At 36.1% G+C, this 13,191-nt stretch carries 11 protein-coding genes and 1 pseudogene; 7 read left to right on the top strand and 5 right to left on the bottom strand.

The window, feature by feature from the left end:
- The first annotated feature begins 4 nt into the window (after positions 1-4).
- From AC5LXI_RS11540 to AC5LXI_RS11530, 3 genes are all read left to right on the top strand, one after another.
- Positions 5-1,081: a zinc-binding dehydrogenase gene (locus AC5LXI_RS11540; RefSeq protein WP_493442460.1), complete on the top strand. Its 1,077-nt coding sequence runs from the start codon at positions 5-7 to the stop codon at positions 1,079-1,081.
- Positions 1,082-1,098: 17 nt separating this feature from the next.
- Entirely contained in the window at positions 1,099-1,938 is an 840-nt protein-coding gene (locus tag AC5LXI_RS11535; RefSeq protein WP_086359558.1) for a class II fructose-bisphosphate aldolase, read from the top strand.
- Positions 1,939-2,102: 164 nt separating this feature from the next.
- Positions 2,103-2,861: a DeoR/GlpR family DNA-binding transcription regulator gene (locus AC5LXI_RS11530; RefSeq protein ID WP_493442459.1), complete on the top strand. Its 759-nt coding sequence runs from the start codon at positions 2,103-2,105 to the stop codon at positions 2,859-2,861.
- 141 nt (positions 2,862-3,002) lie between these two features.
- Here the strand turns inward: AC5LXI_RS11530 and AC5LXI_RS11525 are convergent, their stop codons facing one another.
- Genes AC5LXI_RS11525 through AC5LXI_RS11515 form a run of 3 tightly spaced genes read right to left on the bottom strand, consistent with a single transcriptional unit; the run spans position 3,003 to position 6,011 of the window.
- On the bottom strand, positions 3,003-3,983 hold the full coding sequence (locus tag AC5LXI_RS11525; RefSeq protein ID WP_493442458.1) for an aldo/keto reductase: 981 nt from the start codon (positions 3,981-3,983) through the stop codon (positions 3,003-3,005).
- The gene (locus AC5LXI_RS11520) at positions 3,976-4,953 is read right to left on the bottom strand and encodes a carbohydrate kinase family protein (RefSeq protein ID WP_493442457.1); all 978 of its coding nucleotides are present in this window, start codon (positions 4,951-4,953) and stop codon (positions 3,976-3,978) included. The genes AC5LXI_RS11525 and AC5LXI_RS11520 overlap by 8 nt, the downstream gene beginning before the upstream one ends.
- Positions 4,954-4,967: 14 nt before the next feature.
- Positions 4,968-6,011: an NAD(P)-dependent alcohol dehydrogenase gene (locus tag AC5LXI_RS11515; RefSeq protein WP_493442456.1), complete on the bottom strand. Its 1,044-nt coding sequence runs from the start codon at positions 6,009-6,011 to the stop codon at positions 4,968-4,970.
- Positions 6,012-6,441: 430 nt separating this feature from the next.
- Here AC5LXI_RS11515 and hemG point away from each other — a divergent pair, with 430 nt between their 5' ends.
- The 3 genes and pseudogenes from hemG to AC5LXI_RS11500 form a co-directional block, all read left to right on the top strand.
- Positions 6,442-6,981: a menaquinone-dependent protoporphyrinogen IX dehydrogenase gene (hemG, locus tag AC5LXI_RS11510; protein WP_493442455.1), complete on the top strand. Its 540-nt coding sequence runs from the start codon at positions 6,442-6,444 to the stop codon at positions 6,979-6,981.
- 149 nt (positions 6,982-7,130) lie between these two features.
- Positions 7,131-8,954, top strand: coding sequence for a ribosome-dependent GTPase TypA (typA, locus tag AC5LXI_RS11505; RefSeq protein WP_493442454.1), 1,824 nt, complete (start codon positions 7,131-7,133; stop codon positions 8,952-8,954).
- Between the two features lie 114 nt (positions 8,955-9,068).
- Positions 9,069-9,254, top strand: a pseudogene (locus tag AC5LXI_RS11500) (hypothetical protein); the annotation flags it as partial.
- A 46-nt stretch (positions 9,255-9,300) separates the two neighbouring features.
- On the opposite strand, the gene AC5LXI_RS11495 reads toward AC5LXI_RS11500, so the two are convergent.
- Both AC5LXI_RS11495 and AC5LXI_RS11490 read right to left on the bottom strand, forming a co-directional pair.
- Positions 9,301-9,687: an RnfABCDGE type electron transport complex subunit B gene (locus AC5LXI_RS11495; protein WP_493442453.1), complete on the bottom strand. Its 387-nt coding sequence runs from the start codon at positions 9,685-9,687 to the stop codon at positions 9,301-9,303.
- Positions 9,688-9,700: 13 nt separating this feature from the next.
- A complete protein-coding gene (locus tag AC5LXI_RS11490; RefSeq protein ID WP_493442452.1) occupies positions 9,701-11,401 on the bottom strand; it encodes a formate--tetrahydrofolate ligase in 1,701 nt (566 codons plus the stop codon).
- A gap of 151 nt (positions 11,402-11,552) precedes the next feature.
- Here AC5LXI_RS11490 and sohB point away from each other — a divergent pair, with 151 nt between their 5' ends.
- On the top strand, positions 11,553-12,602 hold the full coding sequence (gene sohB / locus AC5LXI_RS11485) for a protease SohB (protein ID WP_493442451.1): 1,050 nt from the start codon (positions 11,553-11,555) through the stop codon (positions 12,600-12,602).
- Positions 12,603-13,191 lie beyond the last annotated feature (589 nt).

Here is a 13,191-nt window from a genome sequence, read left to right as displayed (position 1 = left end):
AATTATGAAAGCGTTAGCAAGATATGGAAAAGAGTTTGGTGGATATCGTTTAATTGATGTTCCTGAGCCGGTTTGTGGTGATGAAGATATTGTCATTGAAGTTAAAGCCGCGGCTATTTGTGGTGCTGATATGAAACATTTTCGTGTTGAAAATGGTTCTGATGAATTTAATTCTATCAGAGGTCATGAATTTGCAGGAAAGATCGTCAAAGTTGGTAACAAAGTGACTGATTGGCATGTTGGGCAGAGGATTGTCTCTGATAACTCTGGACATGTTTGTGGTAAATGTCCGGCTTGTGATAAGGGCGATTTTTTAACCTGCAATGAAAAAGTAAATCTTGGTCTTGATAATAACCGTTGGGGAGGTGGGTTTTCAAAATATTGTTTAATCCCCGGTGAAATTCTAAGAATTCATAAACATGCAATTTGGGAAATCCCTGAAAATTTAGATTATGAAGAGGCCTGTGTACTTGACCCAATCTGTAATGCTTATAAAGCAATTGCTCAACGTTCAAGTTTTTTACCGGGCAACGATGTGGTGGTTATTGGTACTGGTCCTTTGGGATTGTTTTCTGTGCAGATGGCAAAGCTAATGGGCGCGGTAAATATTGTCATGGTCGGGCTTGAAGAAGATACCAAGAAACGTTTTGCTGTAGCTAAACAACTTGGTGCAACGCATTTAGTCAATGGTTCTAAAGAAGATGTTGTAAAACGATGTCAGGAAATATGTGGCGTAGATAATTTAGGTCTAGTGTTGGAGTGTTCAGGCGCCAATATCGCACTTAAACAGTCGATTGATATGCTTAGACCGAATGGTGAAGTGGTTCGAATCGGTATGGGTTTCAAACCTTTTAATTATCCAATTAATGATATTACGTCATGGGCAATAAGTATTATTGGGCATATGGCTTATGACTCAACCACCTGGCGTAATGCTATTAGATTATTAGCAGATGGAAAAATTAAAGTTAAACCAATGATAACCCACAGATTTGGATTATCTGAATGGGAAAAAGGTTTTGAGTTAATGGCAAACAAAGAAGCGATTAAAGTCATTTTGACTTATGACTTTAATGACTAAAAAGAATAGGAGATAACATGTTAGCAAATATAAAATATTGGGAAGAATTTGCACAAAAGAACGGTTTTGCTATTCCACATTTTAATGTATGGAATGCCGAAATGCTAATGGGCGTTATTGATGCCGCTGAAGAAACTAAAGCACCAATTATTATCTCTTTTGGTACCGGTTTTATCGGTAATACTATATTTGAAGAGTTCGCACCAATGATGGTTTCGATGGCTAAAAATGCCTCTGTTCCAGTTATCACTCATTGGGATCATGGACGAAGTATGGAGATTGTTCAAAATGCCTATAATTATGGTATGAATTCGGTTATGCGAGATGCTTCTGCTTGTCCATTTGAAGAGAACATTAAACTAACCAAAGAAGTCGTTGATTATTTTCATCCGTTAGGTGTACCTGTTGAAGCTGAATTAGGGCATGTGGGGAATGAAACTATTTATGAAGAAGCGTTATCGGGCTATCATTATACTGAGCCTTCACAAGCGGCAGAATTTGTTGATAGAACACAGTGTGATTCTTTGGCGGTAGCTATTGGTAATGTGCATGGTGTTTATTCTTCAGAACCTAAAATTGCTTTTGATGTTCTTGAAAAAGTAAGAAATGCTGTTGATATTCCAATTGTTCTTCATGGCGCATCAGGGATTGCCGATCATGATATCAAAACTTCAATATCTTTAGGTATTTCGAAAATCAATATTCATACGGAACTTTGTTTGGCTGCGATGGATGCGATTCGAAAAAATGTCAATGCATCCTTCCTTGAGCTTGAAAGAAGTGTTCGAGCCGCAGTAAAAAATAGAGCGATTGAAAAAATCACACTATTTGGTGCTGAAGGCAAAAGCCCGCAATAATCGCTAACCAACCAAAAACTATAGAAGTGTTAGTTTCTATAGTTTTTGATTTAAAAAATGAATTTATTTATTTTTTTCACAGAATAACGTTGTAGAAGTAACTTTTTTTTCTGCAAAAAAATATGATATTATGCAATGAAATCCAAAATTCAGAGCTAAGTACTATGAAAGGAACAAATCGATTAGCAACTATTAGACAATTATTACTTAATGATAAAAAGGTATTAGTGTCTGATTTAAGCCAAAAGTTTTCAGTCACCGAAGAGACAATAAGAAGAGATTTAGAAAAACTTGAAGCAGAAAATTTTGCGACCAGAACTTATGGCGGTGCAGTATTTAATGGGGAAGAGATTGTATCCAACATCCCGTTCTATAAAAGAGCTGAAAAGAATTTTGAGCAAAAACAGAATATCGCAATTAAAACTGTACAACTGCTTAAAAACCGGTCGACCATATCGGCTGATTCCAGTTCGACCGTAATGGAAACCTTAAAATTATTAAAAGATCGCAATGATTTGACTATTGTTACTAATTCGACTGAAGTATTACGCGAACTTATGCTGTCATCGGTGAATATTTTGTCTACTGGCGGTATGTTTAATAAGCAATCACTTTCACTACAAGGCACATTAGCTGAGCAATCGATTTGCAACTATAATGTAGATACCGCCGTTATTAGTTGTAAAGGATTAGACATAGCTACAGGTATTACCGATTCCAACGAAGATGAAGCTAAATTAAAAATGCGCATGATCTCGCAAGCTACAGAAGTGATACTACTTGCAGATTCTTCAAAATTTAACAAAAAAGCATTTGTTCATTTAACCAATCTATCCAATATTACCACCATTATTACGGATAAAGAGCCGAGTAAAGAGTGGATTACTTATCTCAAAACTAACAAGATAGAGTTAATATATTAATTATTGAGCTTGATAAGTTAGAGAGCAAATCGCGTTATTTTCTGTTTTAACTTATGGTAAATAACTATCCATATAACCTACTAAATTAATTTGATTATCTTAACTTAGTAGGTTTATTAGTCAGCTGAATGAGCCTTGTTTTTATGAGATATCTTCGGCTAGTTTTCTAATATAATTTTTATCTTGTTCCGATAAGTTTATCTCTGCCGCTTTGCTGTTTTCATCTAATTCAGCTTTAGTGGTGGAACCACTAAGCACATTAATATTATCACCTTGCGCAAGTATCCAAGCGATAGCAAGATTGGCGATACTACAGTGATATTTTTCACATAATGGTTTCCATTTATTCATCATATCAATAGCATTAGATAAATTTTTAGGTTCAAACCATTTTTTTCCAAATCTTGCTGTACCTTTAGGGGCAATATAATCTTTTTCAATGGCACCAGTTAAAATGCCCATTTCTAAAGGGGAATAAGCTTGTAGAGTAATATCATGTTCCTTACACAAAGGTAACAGCTCTTTCTCAACTTGCCTATCTAATACACTGTATTTTGCTTGGACAATATCTAATTGACCATATTTTAGGTATTCTTTGACATGGTTGATATCTACATTGGCTGCACCGATTGCCTTTATTTTGCCTTCTGCTTTCAATTCATTTAACGCTGCAACGGTTTCTGAAATTGGTGTAAAAAAAGGTTCAACTGATTGCCAATGAGTCATATAAACATCAATATAATCAGTTTGTAATCGTTTTAAACTGCTCTCAACTTCTAATTTAATTGATTCTTTTGATAAATTTTTAAATAGAGAGCGATCGCCAACTTTATTAAAAAAACTTCCTTCTCGTTCCCATGTAATACCACATTTGGTAATAATGATGTATTTGTCGCGTATTCCTTTAATTGCTTCACCAACAATTGCCTCACTATTGCCAAAATTATAAGCTGGGGCGGTATCTAAAAAATTTATATTTTTTTCAAGTGCATATCTAATAGTTTCTATTGAAGCTTGTTTATTATCTTGATTGCCAAAAGCGGGTCCGCCACCAATTGCCCATGTTCCTAAGCCAATTCTTGATATATCAAGTCCAGTTTTAGCTAATTTCATTTTATTCACAACTCACTCTCCCATAACTTTTTTCATAAATTGCGATCATCTCTTCTACTTGTTTACGACTTTTTACGCCGGTTGTTGCCCCTAGTGACTCAATTGATATTGAAGCTACTGCATTACCAAATACCGCACACTCTTCAATTGATTGTCCTTTTAATAAGGCAGAAATAAATCCTGATGCAAAGTTATCGCCTGCGCCGATAGTATCAATTTTGACGCCTTTAGGTTTTTTGAACGCGGGGGCAATTTTGCTTAGATGTTGGTTTTTAATGTAACAACCTTTTTTTCCAATTTTGATAAGGACGTTCTTTACCCCTAATGCAATGAAAGTATCCGCAATCTCACTCAGTTCTGTTTTCCCTGTGAGCTCAGATGCTTCATCATAATTGGGGAAGAAGTAATCAATATAACTTAATGCTTCAGCAATATCAGTTAAACCTTCACCTAACCGACTCTTAACCATATCAGCGCAAATAATCATATGTTCAGATTTTGCTTTTTTGAAAATTGAAACTAATGCGTGATTATCCAATTTAGGATTATTAAAAATACTTGCAAAAGATAGGATTTTTGCTTGTTTGATATTAGCCAGTTCAATGTCTTGTAAGGACATCTTCCAAAGACTACCATTTCTATTGGTGACAAAAGTTCGCTCACCATCTTCCTGAACCAAACCTACATTTATAGATGTGGTGATATCTTCTCGAGTTATTAAATTGTCAGTAATAATATTATTTTGTTGGGCAAAATCTTTAATAAATTTACCTGCAACATCATTACCAACCATCGCAAATAATGATACTTTGTGACCAAGTCTTGTAATAATTGTTGCTTCATTTATTGCATCTCCGCCTATCGTCATTGATATATTATCAACTGGATAAGAAACATTTTTAAAGATATGTTCACCTACCGGATATAAAGGTAAATCAACAATTGCTGCACCAATACAAATCACCTCAACACTGCTCATTTCAAAACTCCTTTTTAATCAGCTACTTTGATTACGCCTTTAATTAACTCTTTTTTGTTGTTAACTGAAAATTCAAAGGCCTTCTGAGTATCTTGGTAATTGAAAAAACGATCGGCAATTGAATCTACGTCAAAGTCGCCATTAGCGATAGAATCTATGGTTGCCGGGAAATCATTGGCATATCTGAAAACAGTTTGAATGGTAACTTCACGATTAATTTTCAAAAATTCAACAGGAACGCCACCCGCAATAGAACCAACGATTAAAATTTTTCCTCGACGTTTAACAATTTCTAAAGCTTTTTCCGCAGTGAAAATTGAACCAGCAGTTTCTAGCACCACATCAGTACCATATTCACCAACGATATTTTTAACTTTCTCGGTTAATTGTGGATCGTTACCTTTGAGGGTCGCTGTTGCACCTAGTTCAATGGCTTTATTTAACCGATTGTCTAAGATATCGATCATTACAATTTTTGCTGCTCCTTTCAATTTGCATGCTTGTAGTGTCATCAGACCAATACAGCCAGCACCTAAAATCACAACGGTTTTACCTAATAAATCTCCGGCCATTTTAGCAGCATGAATACCTACTGCCGCAGGTTCAACAAGTGCACCTTCTATTAGGGACATGTTTTCAGGAAGATGAAAGGTCATTGCTTCAGGATGGGTTAAATAGTTAGTAAGTGCACCACGATAATTGGGTTGAGTAGCCATAAAGTCAACATTAGGACAGACATTGTAATGACCAGATAAACAAAACTCACAGGTATAACAAGGTACTCCAGGTTCTATACATACTCGTTGTCCGACCTTGAATTTTCTAACATTTTTACCGATTTTTTTAATAATTCCGGAACATTCATGACCCAAACCAATAATTTGATTTGGGTCTTTAGGTGGAATATAGGGGCCGTATTCGAATCCATGAACATCTGAACCGCAGATACCTACATATTTTACTTCAATTAAAACTTCATCATCTTTAGGGGTAGGCATTTGCGTCTCTTTGATAACCATTTTTCCCGGTTTTTCCAATATTGCGACAGTATTTTTCATAAGATATCTCCAGATGTATAAATAGTTTTTTGTTGTGCTTAATGTCTATAACAGACAATAAATTAATAATAAAAAGATTAAAACACAGATTTATTCTTTATAATAAAGATATTAATTTGGTATTTCAAACTTTTTTTCTGTAAATTGCTAGCTATATCACAAAATTCTATCAACCTATTCCATCTCGATTACTCTTGATTTAACTAAAAATGTCGTCATTTCGGTTTAATACAATAAAAAAGTAAAATTAACGCATTCGTTTTTCTGTTTTAATATTGGTATATAATATGTTGTTATTTCTATTTCTTAATTTGTCTATTGCAAAGCATAGGTTTATGTGAAATCAACTTGGCAATAGTTTCTAAGACAAATTTTAGGTGACAATTCGTTGTCCTCGGGTACATTTATAAACGCTAATAGGAAACGTAAAATGAAGGTTTTACTGCTTTACACCACTCACGAAAAGCAAACCCTTAAAATTATGCAACGAATAAAAACACATCTTGTGGGTAAATGTGATTGTGATTTGCTTGAGTTATTGCCAGAAAGTAAGATTGATCTTGGCAGCTACCAAGCGGTATTAATTGGTTGTTCAATTCGATATGGTTTTTACAGTAAAACCATGAAGAAATTTATTGATGCTAATTTTGCGCAATTAAATACGCTTAAATCGGGATTCTTCGGTGTGAATGTGGTGGCAAGAAAACCGCATAAAAATACACCTGAGACCAATTTGTATACTAAAAAATTCCTCGCTAAAATTGCATGGCAACCGACTATCAAAGCGGTATTTGCTGGCGCGCTTTATTATCCAAAATATAATTGGTTTGATCGTAATATGATCCGATTTATTATGTGGCTAGGTAAAGGCGATACCGATGTGACTAAAGAGGTGATTGAGTACACGAATTGGGCAAAAGTAGATGAATTTGCTGAGCAATTTGTGGCACTTATTAATAAGCAACCTTAGTTGTTTTGTTAAAATAAGTCATTATTTTCGTTAAATATCAAATCTTAAACTTCATTTTGCAGAAACTTTGTGATATAGATCAACTTTTTTACTAAAAAGGTGTACAATATTGCGCCTAAAGAATCTGTCTCCTAATTGGGATTTTAATTGTGATTGAAAATTTAAGAAATATAGCCATTATTGCTCACGTTGACCATGGTAAAACAACCTTGGTTGATAAACTTTTAAAACAGTCTGGTACGCTTGATAATTTGCGTGGCGATGATAACGAGAGAATAATGGACTCTAATGCGCTTGAAAAAGAGCGTGGTATTACTATTTTAGCAAAAAATACTGCTATTGATTGGAATGGTTACCGAATTAATATTGTAGATACTCCGGGCCATGCCGATTTTGGTGGTGAAGTTGAACGTGTAATGTCGATGGTTGATTCAGTACTATTGCTTGTTGACGCAATGGACGGACCAATGCCACAAACACGTTTTGTTACGCAAAAAGCGTTTGCTTATGGTTTAAAACCAATTGTTGTTATTAACAAAGTTGACCGTCCGGGTGCGCGTCCTGATTGGGTTGTCGATCAAGTATTCGACCTATTCGTTAATCTTGGCGCGACTGATGAACAACTTGACTTCCCAATTGTTTATGCTTCAGCTTTAATGGGGATTGCTGGTCTTGATCATCAAGACATGGCGCAAGATATGACGCCATTATTTGAAGCGATTGTTGAACATGTAGAGCCACCAAAAGTGGATTTAGATGGTCCATTCCAAATGCAAATTTCGCAACTTGATTATAACAATTATGTTGGTGTTATTGGGATTGGGCGCATTAAACGTGGTCGCGTTAAACCAAATCAACAAGTCACTATTGTTGATAGCGAAGGTAACAAACGTACCGGTAAAGTTGGGCAAGTATTAGGTCATTTAGGTTTACAACGTTATGAAGCAGAAGTTGCCGAAGCTGGCGATATTATTGCTATCACTGGTTTAGGTGAACTTGGTATTTCTGACACAATTTGTGATAACAGCTGTGTTGAAGCATTACCAGCATTAAGCGTTGATGAACCAACGGTAACCATGTTCTTTAATGTTAATAGCTCACCATTTGCCGGTAAAGAAGGTAAATATGTTACCTCTCGACAAATCCTTGAACGCTTAAATAAAGAACTGGTGCATAACGTGGCATTACGCGTTGAAGAAACCCCAGATCCAGATGCATTTAAAGTTTCAGGTCGTGGTGAGTTGCACCTATCGGTTCTTATCGAAAATATGCGTCGTGAAGGTTATGAGCTTGGTGTATCTCGTCCTAAAGTTATCTATAGAGAAATCGATGGTAAAAAGCAAGAACCTTTCGAACAAGTGACTTTAGATATTGAAGAACAGCACCAAGGTTCTGTGATGGAAGCCTTAGGTTTACGTAAAGGTGATTTAACCAATATGTTACCTGATGGTAAAGGTCGTGTACGTTTAGATTATGTGATCCCAAGCCGAGGTCTTATCGGTTTTAGAACTGAATTTATGACTATGACATCTGGTACAGGTTTACTTTACTCAACATTTAGCCATTACGATGATGTTCGCCCAGGTGAAATCGGTCAACGTATTAATGGCGTAATGATTTCAAACGGTACAGGTAAAGCGTTAGCTTATGCACTTTATAGTTTACAAGATCGTGGTAAATTATTCCTTGGTCATGGTGCTGAAGTATATGAAGGGCAAATTATTGGTATCCATACTCGCTCAAATGATTTAACTGTTAACTGTTTAACTGGTAAGAAATTAACTAACATGCGAGCATCAGGTACGGATGAAGCCACTACCTTATCACCACCGGTAAAAATGTCATTAGAACAAGCATTAGAGTTTATTGATGATGATGAGTTAGTTGAAGTTACGCCATTATCTGTTCGTCTACGTAAACGTCATTTAACTGAAAACGACCGTAAACGTGCATTTAGAAGTAATAAAGAGTAATACTTCTAATGGTCTGAAATAAAGAAAATAAAACCTCGCTAATTAGCGAGGTTTTTTTGGCTTTAACTCGGACGATGGCGTCGGCAATCGGTTGTTTGCGATCATGCATCGGGTAGTGATGAAGCAACTACGTTATCACCACCAGTAAAAATGTCATTAGCACAAGCATTAGCGTTTATTGATGATGATTTAGTTGAAGTTACGCCATTATCTGTTCGCCTATGTCGTCTATGTCGTCTATGTAAACTTCATTTAACCGAAAACGACCGTAAACGTGCATTTAGAAGTAATAAAGAGTAATACTTTAATACTTCTAATGGTCTGAAATAAAGAAAATTGAACCTCGCTAATTAGCGAGTTTTTTTCTGGCTTTAACTCGGGCGATGGCGTCGGCAATCGATTGTTTGCGATCTTTCTGTGTAGCCGCACTACTTGTCGACATCGACCTAGGAAATAAGATAGTGGGTGGAATCAACTGATTACAATTTATACGTTGTTGTTTCTTTTCGGTTAGCTCTAATTCCTCTTGCTCACTTAGGGCAACGCCAAGGGTACTTAAGGTAATACAGTCAGTTGGACAGGTATTAATACAACTACTACAAGCGGTACAAAATTGCGGTAATATCGTATGTAGCACCTGTTTGCTACCAATAATAGCATCAGTCGGGCAAACGCGAACACATTTGCCACAACCAATACAATTTTCTTCATCAATAAAGGCTTTATATTGCATAATAAATTTTCAATTAACTTAAACCGACAATATTACCATCTTTGTCAATATCAATATGACGATAGGCTGGATTGGTACCGAGGCCAGGCATTGTCATCACATTACCAGCATAAACACGAATAAAACCAGCACCTGCCGAAATTGCTAAATGGCTGATATCGACATCAAAGTCGGTCGGTACATTTTTTAAATTTGCATCGGCGCTAATTGACATCGGGGTCTTAGCGATACAAAGTGGTAAATGATCGAGTTTTAACGCCTCAATTTCTTTAACGTTTTTGAGTGCAGTTTCAGACAAATTCGCTTTATTGGCGCCGTACTTTTTAACCATAGTTTGGATCTTATCCATTAAAGGCATACTGTCAGGATAAGGTAATTTGATTTCACTTGGCATATCACACGCTTTAATCACATGTTTAGCCAGTTTTTCAGCACCTTTACCACCTTGAGTGAACACTTCACTCACTTCACAGGCAAATGCGCCATGATCAACGGCGTATTTTTGTAAAAATGCGAGTTCTTCTTCACTATCATGTGGGAATCGGTTAATGGCTACAATCACTTGTAAACCATAGCTTTTGGCATTGCTAATATGCCATGCTAAATTGGCAGCGCCAATTTCCAGTAATTCTACATTAGACTGTGAAATCTCTTTTGGAATGGCTTGTCCTGGTTTGATATTATATTTACCGCTATTGGATTTTAAGCTACGCACAGTTGCGACTAAAACCACACAAGACGCCTTAATACCAGCTTGACGATATTTAATATTAAAGAATTTCTCCATGCCCATGTCAGATCCAAATCCAGCTTCGGTTATCACATAATCAGCTAATTGCATTGCAATGCGGTCAGCGATAACTGATGAGTTACCATGGGCAATATTAGCAAATGGTCCAGCATGAATTAATACTGGATTATTTTCAACCGTCTGCATTAAGTTTGGGTTAATCGCATTTTTAAGCAGCACAGTCATGGCACCAGCTACTTCGAGTTGTTCAGCGGTGATTGGGTCACCTTGCGTATTATAGGCTAAAATAATACGACCAATGCGTGTTCGCATGTCATGTAAATCGGAAGCTAAGGCTAAAATTGCCATCAATTCAGATGCGGCGGTGATCTCAAATCCATCACGGCGTTCAATACCATTGACGCCACCGCCTACACCGACAGTGATATTACGCAGAGCGCGATCATTGTGATCGATAACGCGTTTCCAAACAATGCGGTTCACATCGATGTTTAGACGAGGTAAACCAGTTTGTGCGGTAAATTCATCACCAAGGCGCTCTTCATGATAAAGACGAGAATCCAATGCCGCAGACGCTAAATCATGTGCGGCGGTTATCGCATGAATATCACCAGTAAGATGGAGGTTTAAGGTTTCCATTGGCAAAACTTCGGCTTGCCCGCCACCTGCAGCACCGCCTTTAACTCCAAAAACAGGCCCCAAGCTAGGTTGACGAATACAGGCGATAGCAGATTTACCTAAATAGTTAAGACCTTCACTCAGGCCAATGGTATTAACCGTCTTACCTTCACCTAACGGTGTTGGCGTAATAGCGGTAACTAAAATTAATTTACCAGCAGCTTTATTTTGTTTAGTGTTAAGAATAGATAAATCGATTTTGGCAACGTGTTTACCGTAAGGAAGTATATACTTTTGAGGAATATTACATTGCTTAGCAATTTCAGTTATCGGGCGTAGTGGCATTTTTATTCTCGTATAGCAATAAATTAGGCTGTCAGTATAAAGAATTTAAAATGCCGAATAAAGCGACAATTTTATCTTTATTGATTTTCGGCACAAGCGTTAATTATCTTGTTATAATAACAAAAATTCTCAACTTAAGGATAATTATTAAATGAACTGGTTTTCGCAGTATTCTCTCTTCTTGGCTGAAACAGCAACAGTTGTTATTGCTATTTTAGCGGTATTAATTTTTATTTTAAGTCAACGCCGAAAATCATTGACTGCTGGGCGTTTATCGGTCAAAGATATTAGTCAAGAATATGAACAAGTCAAAGATGATATGTTAATGTCGAGTCTGGATGAAGTCGAAGCTAAACAGTTTAATAAAGAACTTAAAAAACAAAAAAAACTCGAAAAGAAACAGGCTAAACAAGCAGCTAAAAAGAAAGGCAGCACCGATGATAATGCTAAATTGCCAGATGCCAAACCTAAATTATTTGTATTATCGTTTAATGGCAGTATGGATGCACACGAAGTCGAAGAATTACGTCAAGAAATCACGGCGGTACTCGCCATAATCAAGCCGGAAGATCAAGTGGTTGTAAAACTTGAAAGCCCTGGTGGGGTAGTGCATGGTTATGGGCTTGCGGCTTCACAACTATTACGTTTTAGAACGCGCAATATTCCATTTACTGCTGTGGTTGACAAAGTTGCAGCTAGTGGCGGTTATATGATGGCTTGTACTGCCAGCAAAATTGTTGCAGCGCCGTTTGCGATTGTCGGGTCAATTGGTGTGGTTGCACAAATTCCTAATTTCAACCGATTACTTAAAAAGCATGATGTCGATATTGAATTACAAACAGCGGGAGAGTATAAACGAACGTTAACTATGTTTGGTGAAAACACCGACGAAGGCCGCCAAAAATTCAAACAAGAACTTGAAGAAACACATCTATTATTTAAAGATTTTGTAAAGGAATATCGACCAAATGTCGATATAGAGCAAGTGGCTACTGGCGAACATTGGTTTGCAACCCAAGCCAAAGAAAAGGGACTGGTTGACGAAATTAGTACTAGTGATGACTTTATCTTATCGCATTTAGACACTTATAAAATCATTGCGGTTAGCTATCAACGTAAACAAAAATTATCCGAAAAACTCTCGAAAAACGTCGTAAAAGGGATGGAAAGATTATTCTTCAGACAAGGAAACGCACTGTAAAAGTCCGTTTTTTCGAAAATACTACCCTGTTCGCATACAAAAATTCAAAAACCCCGTTCCTCAAAAAAAGTTGAGGAACGGGGTTTTAATATTATTAAGATCCGAAATGCTCTTATTTGATCAATATGCCTAAGATTTCAAAAGTGAATTAAAATAACGTGAAAAATTAAAAAGTGAAGTTTTTGAAATGAAAAAATAATTGTTGTTATCGTGATAACGTACGTTATAAAAATGAAATTTAGCATTACACTTTACAAAAGTAATTAATTAATATATAAAAATAAGCTATGAAGGAATTTATCTTTCTTCATATTTTTAAACTAAGTTATCAATTAAGAAATTAATTTATAATGTAGAAAGTTGAAATAAAATAATAAAGTAATTGACAAGGTCTCTATTTATGAGTTACAATATTGAACAACAAACAACAAACAACAAACAACAAACAACAAACCTGCCCAACCTATACCAAGTATACCAAGCTATAATTTAGATTCTTTTAGTATAAACTCTAATTGTTTAGGTTTACACTCTAGTTTATTAATCAGTGATAATTTGATATCACTTCGAAAATCCTCCCAACGAGCAT

The organism is Gilliamella sp. LMG 34361, from assembly GCF_984569075.1.
This window is presented reverse-complemented; position numbering and strand designations above follow the sequence as displayed.